Origin of the sequence: Nonomuraea indica (genome assembly GCF_002850745.1) — a bacterium.
Lineage (GTDB): Bacteria > Actinomycetota > Actinomycetes > Streptosporangiales > Streptosporangiaceae > Nonomuraea > Nonomuraea indica.
Map to the genome: position 1 here is coordinate 29,562 of NZ_KZ559477.1, position 22,736 is coordinate 52,297.

20 protein-coding genes, 1 pseudogene and 1 riboswitch are annotated in these 22,736 nt (G+C 72.6%); of the genes and pseudogenes, 3 read left to right on the forward strand and 18 right to left on the reverse strand.

The genetic code is table 11. From position 1 onward, the window contains the following. Positions 1–57: 57 nt before the first annotated feature. The 8 genes from CXR44_RS27145 to CXR44_RS27180 form a co-directional block, all read right to left on the reverse strand. Entirely contained in the window at positions 58–798 is a 741-nt protein-coding gene (locus CXR44_RS27145; RefSeq protein ID WP_101788975.1) for an ABC transporter permease, read from the reverse strand. Then, positions 791–1,672, reverse strand: coding sequence for an ABC transporter ATP-binding protein (locus tag CXR44_RS27150; protein WP_101788976.1), 882 nt, complete (start codon positions 1,670–1,672; stop codon positions 791–793). The genes CXR44_RS27145 and CXR44_RS27150 overlap by 8 nt, the downstream gene beginning before the upstream one ends. Then, positions 1,669–1,992, reverse strand: a complete 324-nt coding sequence (locus CXR44_RS27155) for a transcriptional regulator (protein ID WP_101789114.1) — start codon at positions 1,990–1,992, stop codon at positions 1,669–1,671. Before CXR44_RS27155 ends, CXR44_RS27150 begins: the two co-directional genes overlap by 4 nt. Further along, positions 1,989–2,612 carry a transporter gene (locus CXR44_RS27160; RefSeq protein WP_101788977.1) on the reverse strand — a complete coding sequence of 208 codons (624 nt, stop codon included), beginning with the start codon at positions 2,610–2,612 and terminating at the stop codon, positions 1,989–1,991. The genes CXR44_RS27155 and CXR44_RS27160 overlap by 4 nt, the downstream gene beginning before the upstream one ends. Before the next feature lie 81 nt (positions 2,613–2,693). Further along, positions 2,694–4,403 (reverse strand): thiol reductant ABC exporter subunit CydC, encoded by a 1,710-nt coding sequence (gene cydC / locus CXR44_RS27165; protein ID WP_245899436.1) that lies wholly within the window; start codon positions 4,401–4,403, stop codon positions 2,694–2,696. Continuing rightward, positions 4,400–6,535, reverse strand: coding sequence for a thiol reductant ABC exporter subunit CydD (cydD, locus tag CXR44_RS27170; protein ID WP_245899437.1), 2,136 nt, complete (start codon positions 6,533–6,535; stop codon positions 4,400–4,402). Before cydD ends, cydC begins: the two co-directional genes overlap by 4 nt. A gap of 6 nt (positions 6,536–6,541) precedes the next feature. Then, a complete protein-coding gene (locus tag CXR44_RS27175; protein WP_101788979.1) occupies positions 6,542–7,306 on the reverse strand; it encodes a cytochrome d ubiquinol oxidase subunit II in 765 nt (254 codons plus the stop codon). Between the two features lie 10 nt (positions 7,307–7,316). Further along, positions 7,317–8,483 (reverse strand): cytochrome ubiquinol oxidase subunit I, encoded by a 1,167-nt coding sequence (locus tag CXR44_RS27180; RefSeq protein WP_101788980.1) that lies wholly within the window; start codon positions 8,481–8,483, stop codon positions 7,317–7,319. Positions 8,484–8,567: 84 nt separating this feature from the next. On the opposite strand from CXR44_RS27180, the gene CXR44_RS27185 reads away from it, so the two are divergent. Further along, positions 8,568–8,927 carry a helix-turn-helix transcriptional regulator gene (locus CXR44_RS27185; protein ID WP_101788981.1) on the forward strand — a complete coding sequence of 120 codons (360 nt, stop codon included), beginning with the start codon at positions 8,568–8,570 and terminating at the stop codon, positions 8,925–8,927. Positions 8,928–8,936: 9 nt separating this feature from the next. Here CXR44_RS27185 and CXR44_RS27190 read toward each other — a convergent pair whose 3' ends face one another. Together CXR44_RS27190 and CXR44_RS27195 are read right to left on the reverse strand one after the other, a co-directional pair. After that, positions 8,937–9,602 (reverse strand): permease prefix domain 1-containing protein, encoded by a 666-nt coding sequence (locus CXR44_RS27190; RefSeq protein ID WP_101788982.1) that lies wholly within the window; start codon positions 9,600–9,602, stop codon positions 8,937–8,939. An 84-nt stretch (positions 9,603–9,686) separates the two neighbouring features. After that, positions 9,687–11,045 carry a pentapeptide repeat-containing protein gene (locus tag CXR44_RS27195; RefSeq protein WP_101788983.1) on the reverse strand — a complete coding sequence of 453 codons (1,359 nt, stop codon included), beginning with the start codon at positions 11,043–11,045 and terminating at the stop codon, positions 9,687–9,689. Positions 11,046–11,151: 106 nt separating this feature from the next. Between CXR44_RS27195 and CXR44_RS27200 the strand changes: the two genes are divergently transcribed. Further along, complete coding sequence (locus CXR44_RS27200; protein ID WP_101788984.1) at positions 11,152–12,834, forward strand: ExeM/NucH family extracellular endonuclease; 1,683 nt, start codon at positions 11,152–11,154, stop codon at positions 12,832–12,834. A 164-nt stretch (positions 12,835–12,998) separates the two neighbouring features. Next, positions 12,999–13,388, forward strand: a pseudogene (gene trxA / locus CXR44_RS27205) (thioredoxin); the annotation flags it as partial. A 91-nt stretch (positions 13,389–13,479) separates the two neighbouring features. Here trxA and CXR44_RS27210 read toward each other — a convergent pair. The 8 genes from CXR44_RS27210 to CXR44_RS27245 form a co-directional block, all read right to left on the reverse strand. Continuing rightward, a complete protein-coding gene (locus CXR44_RS27210) occupies positions 13,480–14,817 on the reverse strand; it encodes a class II 3-deoxy-7-phosphoheptulonate synthase (protein WP_101789115.1) in 1,338 nt (445 codons plus the stop codon). A 65-nt stretch (positions 14,818–14,882) separates the two neighbouring features. After that, positions 14,883–15,881 carry a phosphotransferase family protein gene (locus tag CXR44_RS27215; RefSeq protein WP_101788986.1) on the reverse strand — a complete coding sequence of 333 codons (999 nt, stop codon included), beginning with the start codon at positions 15,879–15,881 and terminating at the stop codon, positions 14,883–14,885. A 90-nt stretch (positions 15,882–15,971) separates the two neighbouring features. Then, positions 15,972–16,970: a LacI family DNA-binding transcriptional regulator gene (locus CXR44_RS27220; protein ID WP_101788987.1), complete on the reverse strand. Its 999-nt coding sequence runs from the start codon at positions 16,968–16,970 to the stop codon at positions 15,972–15,974. Further along, positions 16,951–18,360, reverse strand: coding sequence for a GH1 family beta-glucosidase (locus CXR44_RS27225; RefSeq protein ID WP_101788988.1), 1,410 nt, complete (start codon positions 18,358–18,360; stop codon positions 16,951–16,953). Before CXR44_RS27225 ends, CXR44_RS27220 begins: the two co-directional genes overlap by 20 nt. Further along, positions 18,357–19,193, reverse strand: a complete 837-nt coding sequence (locus CXR44_RS27230) for a carbohydrate ABC transporter permease (RefSeq protein ID WP_101788989.1) — start codon at positions 19,191–19,193, stop codon at positions 18,357–18,359. The genes CXR44_RS27225 and CXR44_RS27230 overlap by 4 nt, the downstream gene beginning before the upstream one ends. Next, complete coding sequence (locus CXR44_RS27235) at positions 19,190–20,140, reverse strand: carbohydrate ABC transporter permease (protein WP_101788990.1); 951 nt, start codon at positions 20,138–20,140, stop codon at positions 19,190–19,192. Before CXR44_RS27235 ends, CXR44_RS27230 begins: the two co-directional genes overlap by 4 nt. 79 nt (positions 20,141–20,219) lie before the next feature. Then, entirely contained in the window at positions 20,220–21,548 is a 1,329-nt protein-coding gene (locus tag CXR44_RS27240; RefSeq protein WP_101788991.1) for an ABC transporter substrate-binding protein, read from the reverse strand. Positions 21,549–21,880: 332 nt separating this feature from the next. Then, a complete protein-coding gene (locus tag CXR44_RS27245) occupies positions 21,881–22,558 on the reverse strand; it encodes a CHAP domain-containing protein (RefSeq protein WP_101788992.1) in 678 nt (225 codons plus the stop codon). A 13-nt stretch (positions 22,559–22,571) separates the two neighbouring features. Next, a riboswitch (cyclic di-AMP (ydaO/yuaA leader) is annotated at positions 22,572–22,709 on the reverse strand. Positions 22,710–22,736: the final 27 nt, after the last annotated feature.

Consider the following 22,736-nt stretch of genomic DNA (forward strand, 5'->3'; position numbering starts at 1 on the left):
CACGCACGTCACAGCCGTGCGGGTGGCGGATGAGGACCTCCCCGCCGCGGACCGCGGTCAGGAGAAGCGGCGGCCCTCGTCGCGCCGGTAGGCCCAGGCGGCGCCCACCGCCGTGACCGCGGTCCACCCGCCCAGCGCCAGCACGGACACCAGGTCGGCAGGCGCGCCCGTGGTGGCGCTCCAGACCAGCTCGACGGCGCCGCGGCTCGGCACGAACGGCGAGACGGCCTGCACGAAGGCCGGCATGACCCGCAGGGGCAGGAAGAGCCCGCCCAGGATCGCCACGGGGAAGAACAGCAGCTGCGACACCCCGATGGCCGCCTTCGACGACAACAGGAAGCCGAGCAGCAGGCCCAGCAGCATGAACGGCACCGACCCGGCCAGCAGCGCCGCCAGGCCGAGCAGCAGCCGCGGCACGGTGATGGTCGCCTCGGTGAACAGGGCCGCGATGACCAGCACCGGGATCACCGCCAGCAGCATGACGGCCATGGTCGTCAGGATGCGCCCGGCGAAGCGGGGCAGCGGCCCGGCGGGCAGCGTGCGCAGGTAGCCGTTCCACGGCTGCTCGCGGTCCTGCGCGACCGAGATGCTCAGCCCCATCAGGGACGCCGACATGGCGCCGACCATCATCATCGATCCCGTGGCCGTCGTCGCGGCCATCGGATCGTCGGCCGCGAACGGCACGACGAACGCCAGCATGGACGCGGCCGGGAAGAACGCGCTGGAGATCAGCCCGATCGGCACCCGGATCTGCTCCAGCAGCTGGTAGCGGGTGTGGGCCAGCACGAGGCTAGACAAGGGTGCTCTCCTTCGCGGTGATGGTGAGGAAGGCCTCCTCGAGGGTGGTCGGCCGGATCTCCAGCCCGGAGAACGGGGTGCCGCTGCGCACCAGCTCGACGACGAGCCGGTCGGGGTCGGCGGTGAGCAGGTGGACGCGGTCGCCCTCGCGCTCCGAACCCAGCACGCCGGGCAGGTCCGGCAGGGCGTCGGCGGACAGGGTGACCCGCCGCACGCCGACCATGTCGCGGATGGCCGGAACGGTGTCGTCGGCCAGCACGCGGCCGTGGCCGACGACCACGACCCGCTGCGCGAGCGCCTCGATCTCCTCCAGGTAGTGGCTGGTCAGCAGGATGGTGCCGCCCCCGTCGTGGAAGGCCCTGATGCCGTCCCACAGCGCCCGCCGCCCCTCCACGTCCAGGCCGGTCGTCGGCTCGTCGAGGAAGACCAGCTCCGGCTCGCCCGCGAACGCCAGCGCCACGGCCAGCCGCCGCTTCTGCCCGCCGGACAGGCCGCCGATCTGCCGTCTGACCAGGTCCCGCAGCCCGAACCGGTCGAGCAGCTCGTCGCGGCCGGTACGGCGCGGGAAGTGCGCGGAGACGAAGTCGACCACCTCGCCCACCCGTAAGGCCTCCGGCAGGCCGGTCTCCTGCGGGGTGACGCCGATGTCCCGCCGTACCGCCGGGTCCCGCGGGGAGCCGCCGAGCAGCTCGACCGTGCCGGAGGTGGGCCTGCGCAGGCCGGTGAACAGGTTGATCAGTGTGGACTTGCCGGCGCCGTTCGGGCCCAGCAGGCCGACCAGCTCGCCCGCCCGGATGTCGAGGGAGACCCGGTCGAGGGCCAGGACGTCTCCGTAGCGGCGGGTGACCTCGGTCGCACGGGCGAGGACGGTCATGACGGGCCTCCAGCGGTGTCGAGCAGCGCGCGGATCGCCTTGGTGTACTCGTCGAAGGCGAGCCGCCCGCGCTTGGTCAGGGCGACGTAGGTGACCGGGGTGCGCCCCCGGTGGGTCTTGGTGATCCGGACGTATCCGGCGTCCTCCAGCTTGGTGAGGTGCACGGACAGGTTGCCCGCCGTCATGCCGAGCAGGTCCTTCAGCGCCGGGAAGGCCATCTCGTCGCCGTCGCCGAGGGTGTTGAGCGCGGCGACCACGCGCAGCCGGGCCTGGGCGTGGATGACGGGATCGAGCTCGGGCGGCGGGCTGCCGGCCGTCATCCGCGCCGCCACAGCCAGAAGCTCACGACGACGAAGCCGCCGCCGAGGAGCACCGACGACAGCAGGGCGTGCCAGCCGGCGCCGAGCACGACGCCGACCGCGTTGACGGCCAGGACGCAGACGCCGACGAAGAACATCGACCAGTCGAGCCAGATCGCCCCGCCCGCCATGTAGAGGACGCCCACCACCAGCATGGACGCCGCGGCCCAGAGCAGGCCGCTCTCCTCGGGCGGGAGCTGCGGGGACATCCGGCTCGCGACGACCGCCATGAGCACCATCCCGGCGAACCACGCGTAGCCGTACATCGTCCCGCGGGCGGAGCTGTCACCGCGAACCTGGCCGCTCATCCGCGTGATGCCGTAGGCGGCGACGCCTCCGGCCAGCACCTGCAGGCTCAGCATCACGCCCACCGCCTGCATCTGCGAGATCGCCAGGTACGGCTCGCCGCCGAGGCCGTAGTGCAGGAACAGCGTGCCGAACCCGAGCAGCCAGGCGACCCCCCACGGTGCGTACAACAACCGCGGATCACCCTTGAGGCGCCTGACGGTGTCGGCGCGCTGCCGCTCGATGAGCCGCAGCATCTCCTCGGGGCTCGGTGCCGGCTCGCCGTCGTCTGCCATCTCAACCTCTCTCATCGCCAAACTGGTTTGCATCGTAAACCTGTTGGCGCGACGAGGGCAAGACGGCCGTTCCGGGCGGGCTCAGCGGCGGGTCAGGACCTCGGACTCCCACAGGTCGCGGTAGTAGCCGGGCTCGGCGACCAGCCGCTCGTGCGGGCCGCGCTGGATCACGCGGCCCTCCTCCAGCACGATGATCTCGTCCACGCCCTCCAGGCCCCGCAGCCGGTGGGTGACCAGCAGCGTGGTGCGGCCGTGGGTCACGTCGAGCAGGTCGGCCATGAGCCGGTCCGCCGTCTCCTCGTCGAGCGCCTCGGCGGGCTCGTCCAGCAGCAGCACCGGCGGGTCGTACAGCAGGGCCCGCGCGAGCGCGAGCCGTTGCAGCTGCCCGCCGGAGACGGTCCTGCCGTCCTCGCCGAGCTGCGCGTCCCAGCCGGTGCGGTCGGCCCACTGCTCCAGCCGCGCCTCGCGCACGGCCTCGCGCAGCCGCTCCTCGCCCGCGTCGGGCCCCGCCAGGCGCAGGTTGTCGCGCAGGGTGGTCTGGAAGATGTACGGGTCCTGGGTGAGCCCCGTCATGAGGGTCCGCACGTCGTCGGAGGCGAGGTCGCGGACGTCGACGCCGTTGACCCGGACGCTGCCCGACTCCGGCTCGACCAGGCGCATCAGGGCGGCCAGCAGCGTGCTCTTGCCGGCCCCGCTCGGCCCCACGAGCGCCACCCGCCTGCCGGGCGTCAGCGTGAGCGAGACACCGTCGACCGCCGCCCGCGGCACCGCGGGCGGCAGGCCGTCGTCCCGGCCGGCGGGCGCGTGCCGGACGACCAGGTCGGCGACCTCGACCGTGTACGGCGGCCGGGGGAGCGGCGCGGGCGCCGGCGGCTCCGTGACGGCGGTGGGGGCCTCGCGGACCTCCTTGAGGCGGCGCAGCGCCGCGGTGATGCCGGCCAGCCGCTCGCCCGCGGCCGCCAGCGGCAGGACCGGTTCGAACGACACCAGCGCGGTGAGCGCCAGCACGGCGGTGGCCACCGTGCCCGCGCCGGACGCCTGCGCCAGCAGCACGATGCCCGCCACCGTGAGCCCCTGGGCGAGGGTGCCGGCGGCGAGGGCGAGGGCGTGCACGCGGGCCTGGCGGCGTTCGAGCGAGGCCAGCGCCTCGTCGGCGGCCCGTGCCTGCTCCAGGGCCCGCTCGCCGGCGCCGTAGGCGGCGAGGTCCGCCGAGCCGTGCACCAGGTCCGCCACCGTGCCCGCCAGCGCCGCCCGAGCCGGGGCGATCCTGGCCGCCCAGCGGCGCGTCGCGGCCGCGGTGACCGCGGGAAGCAGCACTCCCGCCACGGCCAGCCCGGCCAGCAGGACGAGCGCCGTCACCGGCAGCACGAACAGTCCGATGCCCACGGCGGCGACGGCCGTGACGGCCGCGGCCGCGGCGGGCAGCAGGCAGCGGACCAGCAGGTCCTGGACGGCCTCGGTGTCGTCGACCATCCGGCTCAGCAGGTCGGCGCCGCCGTGCCGGGGCGGGCGGGGCGCGATGAGCGCCTCGTACAGGCGCTCGCGGGTGCCCGCCTGGGCGCGCAGGGCCACGTCGTGTCCGGTGAGGCGCTCGGCGTAGCGGAAGACGCCCTTGCCGGTGGCGAACGCGCGCGTCGCCACGATCGCCACGCTCAGGGCGGCCAGCGGCGGCTGCTCGGCCGCCCGGGTGATCAGCCAGGCGGCGGCGGCGATCAGCCCGAGCCCGGCCAGGTCGGCCGCCGCCCCCGCCAGCACGGCCCAGCCGAGCCGGGTTCCCATCCGCCGGTTCACGAGTCCCCCCTCGGGCCGCGGGACTCCGCCCGCGCCCTCCCGTCTCCAGTGCCTTTCCGGCCCCGCCCCCCGCCGTCAGCGGCCCCGGTCCGCGGTCCGCCATCGGCGGCTTCGCCTCGGGGTCCGCGGTCAGCGGCCCCGGCTCGGGGTCCGCCGGTGGGGGCTTCGGTCCGGAATCCGCCGTCGGTGGCTTCGGCTCGGGGTCCGCCGTCGGCGGTCTCGCGCGGCGACCCGACGTCGGCGGTGCCGGGTGGTGGCGCTCCGGTCGTGGGTCCGTGCCGGGTCCCGTCGGCTTCGAGGTGCGAGGCGCGGGCGGCCGTGTCGGCGACGACGCGGCCCTCGTGCAGGCGGATGACGCGGTCGGCGAGCTCGATCATGGCGGGCCGGTGGGCGACGATGACGGCCGTGCGGTCCCGGGCGAGGTCGGCCGTCGCGGCGACCACCGCCGCCTCGCTGCGCCCGTCCAGCCGGGCCGTCGGCTCGTCGAGGAGCAGCACCGTGGCGTGCGGGCGGCAGAAGGCGCGCGCCAGGGCGATGCGCTGGCGCTGGCCCGCCGACAGGTTGGCGCCGCGTTCGCCGACGGGCGTGTCATAGCCGTCGGGGAGCCGCTGGACGAACTCGTCGGCGTACGCGGCCGTCGCGGCCTCGCGCACCTCCTCCGGCGTGGCGTCGGGCGAGCCCAGGCGGATGTTGCCGGCCACCGACGTGGTGAACAGGTGGGGGCGTTGGGGGACGAACGCCAGCCGGTCGCGCCACGGCCCCGGGTCGAGGTCGCGCAGGTCGACGCCGTCCACGAGGACCCGGCCCGAGGCAGGCCGGACGAAGCCGAGGAGGAGGTGCAGAAGCGTGCTCTTGCCGCCGCCGCTCTCGCCCACCAGGGCGACGTGCTCGCCCGGACCGATCGTGAGGGACACGTCGGTCAGGGCGGCGTCGTCACGGTCGGGGTAGCGGACGGTCACGTTCTCCAGGCGGATGGCCGGCGGCCCGGCACTCCCGGCGGCGGCCGCACCGGAGGTACCGGCCGTACCGGCCGCAGGCGTCCGGGCGGCGTCCTCGCCGGAGGTCCCGGCGGAGGTCCCGGCGGAGGTTCCGGCGGAGGACCCGACGGAGGTTCCGGCGGAGGACCCGACGGAGGATCCCAGGGACGGCTTGGGGGACTGCTCACGGGAGGGCACAGGGGACGGTTCGGGGGTCGGCTCGGTGGAGCGGTCGAGCACGGCGAAGGCGGCGTCGGCCGCGGCCACGCCCTCCATCGAGGCGTGGAACCTGGTGCCCATCGCCCGCAGCGGCAGGTACGCCTCCGGCGCCAGCAGCAGCACCAGCAACGCCGTCGTCAGGTCGAGCGACCCGCCCAGCAGGCGCAGCCCGATCGGCACCGCCACCAGTGCCAGCGACAGCGACGCGCACAGCTCCAGCACCAGCGACGACAGGAACGCCACCCGCAGCGTCCGCATGGTCGCCGACCGGTGCGCCTCGGCCACCTGCCGGATGACGCCCGCCTGGTAGCGGGCGCGGCCGAAGGCGCGCAGCGTGGGCAGGCCGCGAACCACGTCGAGGAAGTGCCCGCCGAGCCGCGACAGGGCGTGGTACTGGCGCTCGGTGACCGCCTTGGTCGTCAGGCCGACCAGCGCGCCGAAGACGGGGATCAGCGGCAGCGTCACCAGCACGATGACCGCGCTCGCCAGGTCGGCGGCGAAGAGCCGCACCAGCACCGCGACCGGCACCACCCCGGCCACGGCGACGGCCGGCAGGTAGCCGGTCAGGTAGGCGTCGAGCCCGTCGAGGCCGCGACCGGTCAGCGTGACCAGTTCCCCGGAGCGGTGGCCGGCCAGCCTGGCGGGGCCGAGCTCCTGCAGCCGGGCCAGCAACCGGTGACGCAGCGCCGACTTCACGCCGGTGGCGGTGCGGCCGGCGAAGACGCCCTGCGTCCAGGCCAGCAGCGCCCGCAGGCCCACCACCCCGGCCACGCCGGCCAGCGCGACGGCGGCGAACCGGCCGGACAGCACCCCGGCCAGCAGCTCGGCCTGGACGAGCACCAGCAGGCCCGCCAGCACGGCCGCGACCATCGTGACGGACAGGTGACGCCGTACCGACCGCTCGGCCCGCATGAGCCGCAGGAGATCCTTGTGCACGTGACCTCAGAAGAACGAGAGAGTCCTGACCGGGCCCTTCCCGGGACGGAAAGTGCGCCACACCCATACTTGCGCGAGCACCATCACCGGCGCGAACGGGAGGACCATGACACTGAGCACACTCAGCGTAGGGGACGGCGCGCTGTGCTCCAGCAGGTACGGCAGGGCGCCCCCGACCACCGCGGCGGCCGGTAGCGCGGCGGCCGCTCCCGACAGCGCCAGGGCCCGCCCCGAACGGGTGATCCCGGCCGCCTCCGGCGCCCGCCAGCCGAGGAACGTCCAGCCGTGCCAGGCCAGCACCAGCGTGACCACCACGCCCAGCAGCAGCCCGGCCGGGTGCAGCAGCGAGGCGGCGAAGCCGGTGGCGGCGGCGTACAGCGCCACGCCCCAGCCGAACGCCAGCCCGAGCGACCCCACCGTGATCATCGCGTCCCAGAAGGAGCGCCAGCGGGCGCCGTCGGCGCGGCGGCGGAACCACAGCCCCGCGTCCCGCACGACCCAGGCCAGCAGCATGGCGACCACCAGCGGGTACAGGCCGAACAGCACCTCGCCCTCCAGCATCGGGTACACCCCGAACAGGGTCCCGGCGACGGCCACCAGCCACACCTCGTTGGCCAGCACGAACGGCGCCATGGCCGCCACCAGGCGGTCCCGGCCCCGCTGGTCCCCGCCGATCAGGGGCAGCAGCATCCCGACCCCCAGGTCGAAGCCCTCCAGGGCGAAGTAGCCGACCAGCAGCAGCGCGAAGACGGCGTACCAGATCAGTTCCACGACGGCTCTCCTAGTGGCTCAGCGCGGGGGAGCGCTGCTCGTCGACGGTGGCGCCGAGGGGCAGGTCGCGCGGGCCGCGCCTGACCACCCGGACGATGAGCGCGTAGTCGGCGACCGCGAGCATGCCGAGGACCGCGACGAAGCCGACGAGCGACGCGGTGACCATGCCGGAGGTCAGCCCGGGCGACATGGCGTCGGCGACGCTCAGCCGCTCCCAGATCATCCACGGCTGCCGGCCCACCTCACGGGCGAGCCAGCCGCAGACGGCCAGCGCGAAGGGCACCGGCGTCATGGCGATGAGCAGCGGGTGCGACCACCGCCAGCGCGGCAGGCGGCTCCTCGTCACCAGCAGGGCGAGCAGCACGAGGGACAGCAGGTTGCCCGCCTCCATCATGATCGCGAGCGCCGTCGTGGCCACGCCCCGGTCACTGCCGAACTTGCCCTCCGCCACCCCGGCGAACTGCGGGTAGCCGAAGGCCACCGCGACCCACAGCCCGGCGAAGGCCGTGCCCACGCCGGTGCGCAGCGACGCGGTGAAGAACGCGGCCTCGCCGTCGCGGCGGCGCAGCCGGTACGCGCTCGCGCCGACGACCACCATCCCTCCGGCGAACAGCCCGACGCCGATCACGTGCGGGAACGCGAACACCAGGGCCTTGTTCGTGAACAGCGCGGCGGCGTCGACCAGCTCCATCCGGCCGTTCCTGAGCAGCGCGCCGGCGGGGTTCTGCAGGAAGGAGTTGGCCACCATGACGAAGAAGGCGCTGGCGTACGCGGTGAGGGTGACCAGCCAGATGCAGGCCAGGTGGAGCCGCCTCGGCAGCCGCCCCCACCCGAAGATCCACAGTCCGAGGAACGTCGACTCCAGGAAGAACGCCACCAGCGTCTCCATGGCCAGCGGCGCGCCGAAGACGTCGCCGGCGTAGTGCGACAACCCGGCCCACGACAGTCCGAACTGGAACTCCATCACCAGCCCGGTGACGATGCCCAGGGCGTAGTTGATGACGTAGACCTCGCCCCAGAAGCGGGTCATCCGCTCGTGCTCCGGATCGCCGGAGCGCACCCACCGGGTGTGCATGATCGCCACCAGCGGCGCCAGTCCCAGCGTCACCATCACGAACAGGAAATGCAGGCTTCCCGTCGCCGCGAACTGCAACCGTGCCAGGTCGAGCACATCCATGGCGTCCTCCTCGTTCCCTCCCGTTGTGTAGACACCCTACATGTAGGCTGTCTACATGCTGCAGGGTTGCCTAGGATCGTGCACATGAACCCCGACGCGCTGCGCGGCCACATGGACGCCCTGCTGCTGTCCGTTCTGGAAGCGGAGCCGCTGCACGGCTACGCGATCATCGAGGCGTTGCAGGAGCGCAGCGGCGGTGCGCTCAGCGTGCCGACGGGCACGGTCTATCCCGCGCTGCGCAGGCTGGAGCGCACCGGCCACCTGGCCAGCGAGTGGGCCACGGTCGGCGGGCGCAAGCGGCGCACCTACCGGTTGACCGAGTCGGGCCGCCGGCAACTGGAGGGGGAGCGGTCGGCGTGGCGCGACTTCACCACCGCGATCGGCAGCGTGCTGCGGCCCCGCCCCGGCGACGCGCGGGCCGAGACGGGTCCGCTGCGCTCCTAGGGACCGCGGTCAGGCGCGGGCGCGCCGGGTGAGGGCGAGGCAGCGCACGGCGCAGTAGAGCTGGAGGACCCAGAAGGCCGAGGTGACCAGCTCGGCCACGGCGACCGGCGCCAGCTGGTCGAACCCGGGGGGCAGGTCGGAGACGGCCGTCACGAGCAGGCTGAGCGTGCCGCACAGCGGCAGCGCCACCATCACCGTGAGCCCCAGCGACCTGGTGATCAGCGCCGTCCGGCCGAACCGCCGGGCGCCCCGGCCGAGCGCGAACAGGGCCAGCCCGCCGTACAGGCCGGTCACCACCTGGACCGCGTCGAGCAGCGTGGTGGCGGTGGCGTACCAGGCGGGCCGGGCGCTCCACGCGTTGTGGTCGCCCGGGAAGAGGTGCCAGATCGCCGACCAGATGAGCACGCTCATCGGCAGGGTGAGGAACAGCAGTGCCGCGAGCCGTCGGCCGGAGACCGCGGTCAGCTCCTCCTGGTAGCCCGGCGCGATCTCGGCGACCACGCCGAACTCCTCGACCGCGGCCCGCTCGGCCGCCTCCCGGTCGAGCCCCTGCGCCTCCAGGGCGTCGGCGGTGTCGGTCAGGCTGTCGCGCGCCTCGACGACCAGATCACGCTTCGGGCCGGCCGGGCCCGCCAGGGCCCTGCTGAGATCGGCCACGTAGTCGTCGATCAGCATGCCCCAAGTGTACGGATCTCCCCCACGGGCGGCCATCGGGGATCACCCGCTGCCGGGCACCCGGATCGCCGCGGCCCGGCCGCCTCAGGGGTGACGGCTGCCGGCCTCCGACGCCCGCACGCCCGCGCCGCGCCCCGCGACGCGGGCCGGGCGCGTGCCGCGATCCGTGCTCGCCGGCGAGCCTCCGGCCCGCGCGTCGTCCGTGTCCGCGGCGCGCTGCGTGTGCGCCGGCAGCCCACCGGCTCGCGCGTCGTCCGTGTCCGCGGCGCGATGCGTGTGCGACGGCAGCCCACCGGCTCGCGCGTCGTCCGTGCCCGTGGCGCGATGCGTGTTCGCCGGCGAGCCTCCGGCGCGTGCGTCGTCCGTGCCTGTGGCGCGTTCGTCGGGCCGGGTCGCCTGCCCCCGGGCGGGCGCGGACCGGCGGGTCAGCCAGCGCATGACCGGCGCCCGCACGCCCTCCCGCACGCCGCGCGCGCTCATCCCGAACCGGCACTCCTCGACGCGGACGCCCGCCGGATGCACCAGCCCGGCGAACCCGCACGCCGACAGGTCGAGCCCGTGCAGGGCCAGGCTGGGCGCGTCCACCTCCCGCAGCGAGGTCAGCGCGGAGCCGCCGCGGCCGGTCACCGTGGCGGGGCCGCGCAGCACGGCGCCCTCCAGGTCGGCCCGGGCGTCGGCCAGCCGCAACGTGGTCGCGCCCGCCACCGCCAGCCGTCGCAGGTCCGCGCCGCCGTCACTGACGGTGACGTCCAGGATGCCGTCGGCGCGGGCGCGGACGGCAGACAGCCGGCCGGTCGCCGACAGGTAGGCGTCGGCGGCGAAGTGCGCGGCCTCGAACAGGGCCCCGCCGCGCACCTTGCGGAACGACAGCGTGCGGCCGAACCGGGTGCCGCGGAAGGTGGCCCCGTCGCCCAGCCGGGCCCCGTCGAAGGTGGCGAACCCGTCGAACCGGGCCCGCTCGCACGACAGGCCATGCCCGAAGCCCGCCTGGCTGAACAGGGCGTCGCGAGCCATCACCGCCCGGTCCAGCGACAGGCGACCGCGCACCTCGACGCCGTGGAAGGACAGCTCGCGGGCGAACCTCGCCCCGGACAGGGACACGTTCCCCTCGAAGCGGCTGCCGAAGAACGACGCCAGCCGCTCGAACAGCGCTCCGTCGAGCGACACGTCGCCGGCGAACGTCACGCCGGACAGACGCACGTCGCCGGTGAAGCGCACCCGGTCGAGCCGGGTGCGGCCGGGCCGGCGCCCGGTGGCATCCAGCACGCGGGTCAGCAGGTCACCGCCGAGCACGGTGCCGCGCAGGTCGAGCAGCCGGCCGGGGGCCATCTCGGCCAGCGTGGCGGTGAGATCGTCGGGGTGCAGGTGTGACAGGCAGAGTCCGTACGGCCGGCGAACGATTCCCGTGCAGGCAGCGGAGTGCGTGCAGGTGACCCAGTCCATGCACGGGTCATACCCCCTGCGGGCCGATGTCAAGGTTCGATAATTTCACGCTCTCGCTATATGTATGTAGAAATATGTGACCGCATCTCCCTCTAAAGTGCCGGTCATGCGTGTTTTAGCCCGGACTGTCGCCGCCGCGCTCGTCGCCGCCGCCCTGTCCGCCACCCCCGCCGCCGCCACGCCGGCCGACCCCTGCGCCACCCCGCCGACCCACCGCATCTCCCAGGTGCAGGGCAGCGGCGACGCGACGCCGGTGGCCGGCCAGACCGTCCGGGTGGAGGGCGTCGTCACCGGCGACTTCCAGCGGAGCGACCAGCTCAGCGGGTTCTTCCTGCAGGATCCGGCGCCGGACGGCGACCCGGCCACCTCCGAGGGCCTGTTCGCCTTCGCCCGGGACACGTTCAAGGACGTCAAGCCGGGTGACCGGGTCCTGGTGACCGGCCGGGCCTTCGAGTTCAACGGGTGGACGGAGCTGTCCCCGGTGACCGCGGTGGACGTCTGCGGCAGCGGCACCGTCCCGGCCCTGCCGTACCGGCTGCCGAGCGACGGGCTCGAACATGTCGAGAACATGCTGCTGACGTTCCCGCAGCCGCTCACCGTCAGCGACCACTACAACCTCGGCCGGTTCGGCGAGGTCACCGTCTCCTCCGGCGGCCGGTTGTTCCAGCCGACGGACCGGCCGGGCGTCGACCCGGGGCTGAACCGGCGGCGCGCGCTGCTCATCGACGACGGCTCCACCCGGCAGAACCCCGCCACGCTGCCGCCGGTCGTCCGCGCCGGCGCGGTCGCCACGGGTGTGACAGGCGTCCTCGGCTACGGCTTCGACGCCTACCGGCTGCAGCCCGTCGAGCCGGTCACGTACCTGGACGCCAACCCGCGCCGGGCACGCCCGCTGCCCGTCGGCGGCAACGTCAAGGTGGCCTCGTTCAACACGCTCAACTGGTTCACCACCCTCGGCTCGCGCGGCGCGACCACCGCCGAGGAGCAGCAGCGCCAGCTCGCCAAGCTGGTCGCGGCGCTCAAGGGCCTCGACGCGGACGCCGTGGCCCTCATGGAGGTCGAGAACAACGGCCAGACCGCGCTGCAGGCGCTGGTCGACGCCATCAACGCCGAGGTCGGCGCCGGCACCTACGCCGCGTTGCGGCACCCCCACCCCGGCACGGACGCCATCCAGGTGGGCCTCATCTACAAGCCGGCCAGGCTGAGCCCCGTCGGCGAGCCGCGCGCCTCGCAGGACCCGGTGTTCAGCCGGCCGCCACTCGTCCAGACCTTCCGCAGGACCGCGGGCGGCCGGCCGTTCACCATGGTCGTCAACCACCTCAAGTCGAAGGGGTCCTGCCCGTCCGGCGGCGGCCCGGACGCCGACCAGGGCGACGGGCAGGGCTGCTGGAACGCCACCCGGGTCCGGCAGGCGCAGGCGCTGCTGGGGCTCGTGGCCGACCTGCCGAGCCCGCTGGTCCTCGGCGACCTCAACGCCTACGGCGAGGAGGACCCGATCGACACCCTTGAGGCGGGCGGCCTGACCAGCGTCACCAAGCGGTTCGTGCCGGCCCGGCAGCGCTACAGCTACGTCTTCGACGGGCTGGCGGGCGAGCTGGACCACGCCCTGGTGGGCAGGGACCTGCGCAAGCGGGTCACCGGCGCCACGATCTGGCACGTCAACGCCGACGAGCCGCGCATCCTCGACTACAACACCGAGTTCAACCCGCCCGGCCTCTACCGTCCGGACGCCTACCGCTCCTCCGACCACGATCCGCTCGTCGTCGGCCTGTCCCTGCCCCGTCGATGACCCGCACGCCCCCGGCCCGGCCGTGACGCGGCCGGGCCGGGGGCATGGAATGCTGGCGACGGGTACGTGGTTGACAGGGGTACGTCCGCGCGGCGTGTCCCCGGCACGGTTCGCGGGCACGGAGACCGGCAGACGCACCCGACGACACGAGACGACAGAGACGATACGAGGAGCCTCTTGTGGCGACCATCGAGGTAACCGAGACCAACTTCAACGACATCGCCGACAAGGGCATCGTGCTGCTCGACTTCTGGGCGGCGTGGTGCGGGCCGTGCCGGATGTTCGGCCCCATCTTCGAGAAGGCGTCCGAGAAGCACGAGGACATCACGTTCGGCAAGATCGACACCGATGCGCAGCAGGCCCTCGCGCAGGGCTTCGACATCACCTCGATCCCGACGCTGATGGCGATCCGCGACGGCATCGTCGTCTACGCCCAGCCGGGCGCCATCCCCGAGCCGGCCCTCGAGGACCTCATCCGCCAGGTGCGCGCCCTCGACATGGACGCCATCCGGACGGAGCTCAACGAGGAGATGAAGAACGCCCAGCAGAACTGACCCTGTGGCCGGGCCGCGGGCCGGGTCAGGGCGAGCCGCCCGCGCTCAGGCGAGCACGGGCGGCGGTGCGAGGCGATGAGCGGGAGGCCGGTCAGGCCGAGCGGTAGAGCTCGGCCACCCGGAAGGCCAGGTCGAGCGACTGGCCGCGGTTGAGCCGCGGGTCGCAGGCCGTCTCGTAGCGCAGGGCCAGGTCGTCCTCGGCGATCTCCTGGCCGCCGCCCACGCACTCGGTCACGTCGTCGCCGGTGAACTCGATGTGGATGCCGCCGGGGTGCGTGCCCAGCGAACGGTGCACCTCGAAGAAGCCCGCCACCTCGTCCAGCACGTCGTCGAGCCGCCGCGTCTTGTGGCCGCTCGGCGCCTCGAAGGTGTTGCCGTGCATCGGGTCGCACAGCCAGGCCACCTGGGCGCCCGACGAGGTCACCTCCTTGACCAGGCTGGGCAGCAGCTCGCGGACGCGGGGGGCGCCCATCCGGGTGATGAACGTCAGCCGGCCCGGCTCGTTGTCCGGGTTGAGCCGCTCGACCAGCTCCAGGGCGTCCTGGGGCGTGGTGGTCGGTCCTAGCTTGACGCCGATCGGGTTGCGGATGCGGGCGAAGAAGTCGACGTGGGCGCCGTCGAGCTGGCGGGTGCGCTCGCCGATCCACACCATGTGCGCCGACACGTCGTACGGCAGGCCCGTCCGCGAGTCGATGCGGGTCAGCGCCCGGTCGTAGTCGAGGATCAGCGCCTCGTGGGAGGAGTAGAACTCGACGGTGTGGAACTCCTCCGGGTCGGCGCCGCAGGCCCGCATGAACGCCAGCGCCTGGTCGATCTCCCGGGCGAGCTGCTCGTAGCGGCGCCCGGCGGGCGACTCGGCCACGAAGTCCTGGTTCCAGGCGTGCACCTGGCGCAGGTCGGCGTAGCCGCCCTTGGTGAACGCCCTGGCCAGGTTGAGCGTCACGGCGGAGGAGTGGTAGGCCTTCAGCAGCCGCCACGGGTCGGGCGTGCGCGACTCGGCGGTGAAGTCGAAGCCGTTGACCATGTCGCCCCGGTAGGCGGGCAGCTCCACGCCGTCGCGCGTCTCGGTGCCCTTGGAACGCGGCTTGGCGAACTGGCCCGCGAGCCGGCCGATCTTGACGACCGGCACCTTGCCCGCGTAGGTGAGCACGATCGCCATCTGCAGGAGGGTCTTGAGCTTGTTGCGCACGTTGTCGGCGGTCGCCCCGGCGAACGTCTCGGCGCAGTCGCCGCCTTGCAGCACGAACGCCTCGCCGCGGACCACGGCGGCCAGCTGCTCCTTGAGCTGGTCGCACTCACCGGCGAAGACGAGAGGGGGCAGGCCGCCGAGCTCGGCGACGACCTTGTCGAGCTCGCCGCGGTCGGGCCAGTCAGGCTGCTGCGCCGCGGGGAGGGCTCGCCAGGAATCGAGATTGCTCTGTGCGCTCACGAGACGAGGGTATTCCACCGGCTCGTCTGGGCCGACCCCGATGTCCACGTTGTGAGAAGGCGATTTCACGAACCGGTCCGCGCGAGGCGGTCGAGCACCTCGGTGAGCGCCGTGGTGGACGCGTCGCGCAGCCGCGCGTACTCCGCCTCCGGATACTGCCGGGGCCCGTTCTCCACCAGCAGGATCAGGTAGAGGTAGGCCCGGTAGAGGTCGAGGCGGACGCGGGCGGCCGGGGTGAGCTCCAGCGGGGTGACCTCGCGGTAGCCGGCCAGCAGCGGGTCGTCCTCGCGCAGCTCGGCGAAGATCGTCGGGGTGACGAACTCGGCCAGCGGGTCGCCCCAGAAGGCCCGCTCGTGGTCGATGATGGCCTGGATCCGCGGCGTCCCGGTCAGGTCCAGGAAGACGTTGCCCGCCCACACGTCGAAGTGCACCAGATGCGGCGTCGTGACCTCGTCCAGCGCGGGCGAGGCGGCCGCGAGCACCGCGGCGATCTCCGCGGGCGGCAGCGGCAGCGGTGTGGGGTAGCGCTCGACGTCGGCCAGCAGCGCCCCGGCCATCGCGAGGTACGCCTGCCGCCAGGTGGCCCCGGTGATGCCGGCGTGCGGGTAGCCGAACACGTCGCCCGTCACCGTGTTGAACCGGGCCAGGTGGCGGCCCAGTTCGCGGCGGAGCGCCGCCTCGGCGCCGGCGGGCAGGACGGCGGGCGTCACGGCGTTCCACGCGACGCCGTCGAGCATGCCGAGGACGAGGTAGTCGCCGCCCAGCACCGGGTCGTCGAACCCGGTCGCCAGCAGAGCCGCCACCGGCACGCCCGCCGCCGCGGCCAGCTCGCAGGCGCGCGCCTCGGTCCGCAGCAGGTGGCGCTCGTAGCTGAGCTGCTCCAGCTCGGGCGGCGGTGACAGCTTGAGCACCACCTCGCGCCCGTCGTCGAGGGTCAGCCGCCACACCGCGTTGGCGAACCCGTCGGTCAGCTCCGCCGAGGAGCGCACGCCCGCGCCGAGGGCCCGCCGCGCCAGCCCGTCCAGCTCACCGGGCGAAAGGCGCCGTTTCGTCCTACTTTCCACGCGCCGATTGTCCGGGCGCCCGTGCTGATCGTCCAGCCCCGCACCGTGCGACGCGCGTGCCACCGGTCAGCGGCCCGGTCACGGGACAGGTCAGGCGGACTCGCGGCGCACCAGATAGGTGTCGAGGATGACCACCGGCTGGCGCAGCTCCTCGCCGTTGATCCGGGCCACCAGCAGCTGGGCCATCTGCCGGCCCATCGCCTCGGTCGGCTGGTGGACGGTCGTCAGCGGCGGGTCGGTGTGCATGGCGGCCTTGGAGTCCTCGAAGCCGACCACGGCGACGTCGCCCGGGATGGCCCGGCCGGCCGCCTTCAGCACCCGCATCGCGCCCACCGCCATCAGGTCGGAGGCGGCGAACACCGCGTCGAGCCCCGGATGACGGTCCAGCAGCTCGCGCATCGCCGACGCGCCGCTCTCCTCGGAGAAGTCGCCGTACGCCACGATCTCCGGCAGGCCGGAGGGGAGCAGCGCGTCGTGGTAGCCGGCCAGACGGTCGACGCCCACGCCCATGTCCTGGGGACCCGCGATGGTGGCGACCGCGCCCCGGCCGAGGCTCAGCAGGTGCTTGACCGCCTGCCGGGCGCCGGCCCGGTTGTCCATGTCGACGTAGCTGTAGGGGTTGAGGCCGACGGGCCTGCCGCCGAGCACCGTCGGCACACCCATCGCCTCCAGCCGGCCCGGCAGCGGGTCGGCGCCGTGCAGCGACAGCAGCAGCACGCCGTCGACGTGCTGCCCCGTCAGGTAGTGCTCCAGCCTCTCGTGCTCCTCGCGCGACTGCGCCATGGCGAGGATGAGCTGCAGGCCCGTCTCGGACAGCGCCGAGCCGATGCCGCGGATGGTGCCGGCGAAGTAGGGCTCGTCGAACACGCGCAGCTCCGACTCCGAGACCACCAGCGCCACCGTGTCGGTGCGCCGCGTGACCAGCGCCCTGGCCGCCCGGTTGGGCACGTAGCCCAGCTCCTGGATGGCCTGGCGCACCGCCTCGCGCGCCTTGTCGCTGACGTTGGGCGATCCGTTGATGACCCGAGACACCGTGCCCCGGCCGACACCGGCCCGGGCCGCGACTGCCTCAAGAGTCGGTCGGTTCATGTCGCCTATTCTGCCGGATGATCTCGGCGTACCAGAGAGCGCTGTCCTTGAGCACCCGCCGCTGGGTGTCGAAGTCGACGTGCACCAGCCCGAACCGCTTGCCGTAGCCCCAGGCCCACTCGAAGTTGTCCATCAGCGACCAGGCGAAATACCCCTCCAGCGGCACGCCGGCGTCGATCGCGGCGCGGCAGGCGCCCAGGTGGGCGTCGATGTAGGCGCGCCGCTCGGCGTCGTGCACCCGGCCGTGCTCCAGCACGTCGTCGAACGCGGCGCCGTTCTCGGAGACGACCAGCGGGATCGGCGGGTAGTCGCGCGCCACGCGCGTCAGCACCTCCAGCAGGCCCTCCTGGTCGATCTCCCAGCCCATGGCGGTCACCGGCCGGCCGCCGTTGACGAACGACACGTGCTCGCTGCCCACCCACGGCGAGCCGGTGTCGGTCGGCGCCGCCGCGGCGGACGCCTTCCCGCCGGGCGCGCCGGAGACGGTGAAGCGGCTGTAGTAGTTGACCAGCAGCACGTCGATCGGCGCGTTGATGACGGCCATGTCGCCGTCGGCGACGAAGTCCAGACCGGTGCCGAGGTCCTCGATCACGTCGTCGGGGTAGCGGCCGAGCAGCAGCGCGTCGAGGAAGAAGCGGTTCTGCAGGCCGTCGATCCGCCGCGCCGCGTCCAGGTCGCGCTCGCTCGCGGTGTCCGGGGTGATCGCGTACAGGTTGACGCAGCCGCCCACCCGCCGGGCGTTCATGGCCTGGACCGCGAGCCCGTGCGCCAGGTTGAGATGGTGGGCGGCCCGGACCGCGTTGGCCGGCTCGCGGCGGCCCGGCGCGTGCTCGCCGGAGGCGTAGCCGAGGAAGGCCGCGCACCACGGCTCGTTGACCGTGCTGAAGGTGTGCACGTGGTCCTTCAGGACGTCGTGCACGCACCGGGCGTAGTCGGCGAACCGGTAGGCGGTGTCGCGGTTGGGCCAGCCGCCCGCGTCCTCCAGCGCCTGCGGCAGGTCCCAGTGGTAGAGCGTCAGCCACGGGTCGATGCCGTGCGCGCGCAGCTCGTCGGTGAGCCGCTTGTAGAAGTCGAGCCCCTTGACGTTGACCTTCCCCGAGCCGTCGGGCTGGATCCGCGGCCAGGAGACGGAGAAGCGGTAGGCGGTCAGGCCCAGGTCGGCCATGACGGCGACGTCGTCCCTGAACCGGTGGTAGTGGTCGATGGCCACGTCCGCGTGATCGCCGCCGAGCACCCGGCCGGGTGTCCGGGTGAAGGTGTCCCAGATGGACACGCCCCGGCCGTCCTCGTTCACCGCCCCCTCGATCTGGTACGCCGAGGTGGCCGCGCCCCACGCGAACGTCGCGGGGAAGCGGAGGTGGGAGCTCGTCTGCTCCTGTTGAGTCGTCACGCCTTGACCGCACCTTCCATCAGGCCGCCGACGATCTGCCGGCCGAACAGCACGAAAACCACGAAGAGGGGGAGGACCGAGGCGGCTGTGCCGGTGAACAGCATCACGTAGTCGGTGCCATGGGCGGAGTTGAGCGCCGCGATGGACGTCTGCACCACCGGGTTGTCCGGGTGCAGCACGATGAGCGGCCACATGAACTCGTTCCACGTCTGCATGAACACCAGCAGCGCGAGCACCGCCATGCCCGGCCGCAGCGCGGGGATGATGATCCGCCGGTAGATGCCCATGGTCGTCGCCCCGTCGACCCGGGCCGCCTCGACCAGCTCGTCGGGGACCGCCTGGGAGGTGTACTGCGTCATCATGAACACGCCGAAGCCGTTGACCAGGAACGGCAGGATCACCGACTGGAGCTGGCCGGTCCAGCCGAGCGTGACCATCAGCTCGTACAGCGGCACCACGCCCATCTGCTGCAGCGGCACCATCATGGTGACGAGGATCAGGCCGAGCAGCAGCTTGGAGCCGGGGAAGCGCAGCTTGGCGAACGCGAAGCCGGCCAGCGTGGAGATGAGCACGACCGACACCGTCACCGTGGTGGCCACGATCGCGGAGTTGACCAGGCCGGTCAGGAAGTGGGCGTCCTCGGTGGCCAGCAGCCGCTCGACGTTCTCGCCGAGGTGGCCGCCGGGCAGCAGCGGCGGGGGCGTCTCCACGGCGTCCTCGTTCGTGCGGGTCGCCATGATGAACATGTAGTAGATCGGGAACGCCGACATCACCAGGGCGAACACCAGCGTCACCTTGGTCAGGAGCGTCGCGTCCCAGGGCCTGTTCCTCATCGCGCCCCCCTGATGCGCCGGGTGAACCCGTAGTTGATCATCGTTCCGAGCAGGATCAGCACGAACAGCAGCCAGGCCGCCGCCGCGGCGTAGCCCATCTGGAAGTCCCGGAAGCCCTCCTTGACGATGAACATCGCCACGGTCTGGTACTGGCCGGTGGTGCCGCCCGTCATCATCGGGTTGCCCTCGAACATGACCGGCTCGGCGAACAGCGTCATCCCGCCGATGGTGGAGATGAAGACGACGAACACCAGGGTCGGCCGCAGCATCGGCACCGTGATCTGCCAGAACTGCCTGCGGGCCGAGGCTCCGTCGAGCGCGGCCGCCTCGTACAGGTCGCGGGGGATGGTCTGCATCGCGGCCAGCAGGATGATCGCGTTGTAGCCCGTCCAGCGCCAGTCGACCATCGTGGAGATCGCCAGCCAGGACGACCACTTCTCGTTCTGCCAGACGACCGGCTCGACGCCGAACCAGCTGAGGATCCAGTTGAACAGCCCGTAGTCGCGGCTGTAGAGCTGGCTGAAGATCACCGCCACGGCCACCACGGAGGTGACCAGCGGGAGCAGCACGCCCAGGCGCAGCAGCAGCCTGCCCTTGAGCCGCTTGTTCAGCGCGTTGGCCAGCATCAGGGCCAGCACCAGCTGCGGGACGGTGGCCAGCGCGAACATGCCGAGCGTGTTGATGACCGCGTTCCAGAAGGCGGCGTCGGTGACGAGCGCGGCGTAGTTGTCCAGGCCGGTGAACGTCTTGTCGCCGGCCAGCTCCCAGTCGTGCAGGGACAGCCAGAGCGTGTAGCCGAGGGGGAAGACACCGAAGATCGCGAAAAGCGCGTAGTAGGGCGAGACCAGCAGGTAGGGCACGCCCTTGAGATCGAAGCGACTCATCCGCCTGGGCGGCGGGGCCTGCCTGCGCGACCCCTGCCGCGGCGGCGCGAGTTGGAGAGTCATGGATACCTTTCCGGCGAGGTGGGGGAGGGGTGGCGCCCGAGGAGGGAGGACGGGCGCCACCGCGTCCGGGGTACGGGGGTCAGCCCGCCGCCTTCACGCCCGCCTCGACGAACTTCGACCAGGCCTCGTCGTACTTGACCGCGCCCTGGTCCATGCCCTCCAGGACCTTCTCGACCGCGGTCTTCACCTGCGCGTGCTTCTCACCGAAGAACACCGGCTGCAGGTTCGCCACCGAGGCGGAGAAGATCTGGCCGGTCGGCGCGTCGTTGAAGTAGGCGTTCTTCAGGCCCGACACCTCGGTGTCCTGCTGCGCGGGGATCGAGCTGGGGAACGCGCCGGCCTCCTTGAAGGCGGCCACGTGGCCCTCCTTGCCGGTGAGGTAGTTCAGGACCTCGGCGGCCTCCTTGGGGTGCTTGCTCTGCTTGGGCACCGCGAGCCAGGAGCCGCCCCAGTTGCCGGAGCCGCCCGGCACGGCCGCGACGTCCCAGTTGCCCTTGTTGGACTCGCCGGCCTTGCCCTCGATGACGCCGAGCATCCACGACGGGCAGCCCATGGTGGCGAAGCCGCCGCCCTTGATGGCCTTGTCCCACGCCGGGCTCCACGCCTGCAGCTTGGCGGTCAGCCCGGCCTGGCTGAACTTCTGCACCCAGTCGAAGGAGGTCTTGATGGCGGGGTTCTTCTCCAGGATGAGCTGGTTGCTCTTGTCGAAGTACGCGACGTTGCCGTTCTTGGGGGCCTCCTGGAACAGGATCACGTTGTAGATCGTGTTGGGCCCGTCCATGAACTTGGCGCCGGTCTTGGCGGCCTCGAACTTCTTGCCGGTCTCGAAGAAGGCGTTCCAGTCGGGCCAGAGCTTGCCGACCTCCTCGCGGTCGGTGGGCAGGCCCGCCTTCTCGAACAGGTCCTTGCGGTAGCACATCGTCATGCCGCCCATGTCGGTGCCCAGGGCGAACAGCTTGCCGTCGGCGTTGAGGCCGGCCTCCCACTTGGCGGCGGGGAAATCGGCCTTGCGGCTGTCGAGGCCGTACTGGCTGAGGTCGGTGAAGAACTGCGGCCGGGCCGCCATGAGGCCCATCGCGCCCTCGTCGATGCCGACGACGTCCCCGGCGCCTGCCCCCGCCTGGAGACGCTGGAGCAACTGCGGCAGGTACACGTCCTCGAACCGGTCGGTCAGGTTCTGGTACTTGATCTGGATGTTCGGGTGCTCGGCGTTCCACTTCTTGACGGCCTCGTCGTAGCCGAAGTTCTCGCCGCCGCCGAAGGTGTGCACGTTGATGGTGACCGGCTCGGCCGCGGAGCCGCTCTGGGTGGCCGTCTGCGTGTTGCCTCCGCCGCCGCTGCACGCGGCCACGGTCGCCAGCGCGGTCAGCGCGAGGCCGGTCACAACAAAGCGCTTGTGGTTCGTCATTCCGTACCCCTCTTGGGTGTGGATGTGGGAGGTGCACCGCGGCCTGCCGCGGCGTGTGGGAGGGTCCTTGGGAGCGCTCCCACAAAGAGTGCCCGCGTGATGTGCGGGCGTCAACGTCCCGAAACGGAACCGTTACCTTGACGGTGCTTTGGTGGGGGTGAAACGGGTTTAGAGTCCGAAAAGCCGCTGGGCGAGACCTGGGAGCGCTCCCATCGCCACGCGGCATTCGTGTCCATGCCCGGCGTCTCCGGCGCTGACGGCGTCCCGGAAAAACCGCGAGTGCGCGCCCCAGGGTTCGGGGCGCGCACTCGCCGCGCGATGTGTGGGGAGGATCAGCCGGCGTACTCGGGGTAGCCGTAGCCGACGACGTCCGACTTGGACCGGACGCGCTCCTCGACGCGGCCGTTGCCGGTGTTGCCCTCGATCGTGGAGATGGTGCCGTTGCCGTTGTCCTTGACCACGAAGCCGACGTGCCTGATCGAGCTCAGGGACTTGCCGCCGCTCCAGGAGAAGAAGACCACGGCGCCGGGCTTGGGCGCGTCGCCCCAGCGCTTGTTGGCCACGAACCACCTGGCGTGCGCCACCGTCCAGGCGTCCCAGCCGACCTGCGGGCGGGCGCCGAGCTGCTCGCCCACCCAGGAGACGAACATCGCGCACCACGGCGCGTTGAGGTAGCCGCGGCGGGTGCCGCCGTCACGGCGGATGGTCTCCAGCGCGCGCTGGGAGTTGGCGTACCACTGCTGGAACTTGGTGCCGCCGCCGTAGGCGTTCTCCGAGGTGCCGACCTGGGCCTTGGCCAGCTGCAGGAGCTGGGAGGCGGTCACGCTGATCTTGTTGGCCTGCTGGGTCTGCGGGGCGGACGCGACCCGCGCGGCCTGCGGCGCCTTCTCGGGGACGTCGGCGAGGGCGGGGGAGGCTAGGCCGAAAGTGGCGGTGAGGGCGAGGCCGGCGCCGGCGCCGGCGCGCAGCAGGGCGGTCTTGCGGGCATGCTGAAGACGGTTGATGGCCATCGAGCGGGGATACTCCTTGCTTCCATGCCGCTTACCGGGTTAGCTGACGGGTTCGGGCGTGGAAGCTGCCCTACGGCACTGATGTGCCGATTCACCCCAGAAGGACGTGGGTCCCCGGTTCCGCGCGTGGCGGATTCAGCGGTCACAGGGGGGTCCTGTGATGCTTCGATCTTTGCGA

Bases quoted from the DNA above. Each gene is read 5' to 3' on its own strand.
- CXR44_RS27160 (WP_101788977.1), bottom strand. From the start codon at position 2,612: ATGGCAGACGACGGCGAGCCGGCACCGAGCCCCGAGGAGATGCTGCGG.
- CXR44_RS27185 (WP_101788981.1), top strand. From the start codon at position 8,568: ATGAACCCCGACGCGCTGCGCGGCCACATGGACGCCCTGCTGCTGTCC.
- CXR44_RS27200 (WP_101788984.1), top strand. From the start codon at position 11,152: ATGCGTGTTTTAGCCCGGACTGTCGCCGCCGCGCTCGTCGCCGCCGCC.
- CXR44_RS27230 (WP_101788989.1), bottom strand. From the start codon at position 19,193: ATGAGGAACAGGCCCTGGGACGCGACGCTCCTGACCAAGGTGACGCTG.
- CXR44_RS27150 (WP_101788976.1), bottom strand. From the start codon at position 1,672: ATGACCGTCCTCGCCCGTGCGACCGAGGTCACCCGCCGCTACGGAGAC.
- CXR44_RS27190 (WP_101788982.1), bottom strand. From the start codon at position 9,602: ATGCTGATCGACGACTACGTGGCCGATCTCAGCAGGGCCCTGGCGGGC.
- CXR44_RS27180 (WP_101788980.1), bottom strand. From the start codon at position 8,483: ATGGATGTGCTCGACCTGGCACGGTTGCAGTTCGCGGCGACGGGAAGC.
- CXR44_RS27235 (WP_101788990.1), bottom strand. From the start codon at position 20,140: ATGACTCTCCAACTCGCGCCGCCGCGGCAGGGGTCGCGCAGGCAGGCC.
- CXR44_RS27240 (WP_101788991.1), bottom strand. From the start codon at position 21,548: ATGACGAACCACAAGCGCTTTGTTGTGACCGGCCTCGCGCTGACCGCG.
- CXR44_RS27155 (WP_101789114.1), bottom strand. From the start codon at position 1,992: ATGACGGCCGGCAGCCCGCCGCCCGAGCTCGATCCCGTCATCCACGCC.
- CXR44_RS27220 (WP_101788987.1), bottom strand. From the start codon at position 16,970: ATGAACCGACCGACTCTTGAGGCAGTCGCGGCCCGGGCCGGTGTCGGC.
- CXR44_RS27195 (WP_101788983.1), bottom strand. From the start codon at position 11,045: ATGGACTGGGTCACCTGCACGCACTCCGCTGCCTGCACGGGAATCGTT.
- CXR44_RS27245 (WP_101788992.1), bottom strand. From the start codon at position 22,558: ATGGCCATCAACCGTCTTCAGCATGCCCGCAAGACCGCCCTGCTGCGC.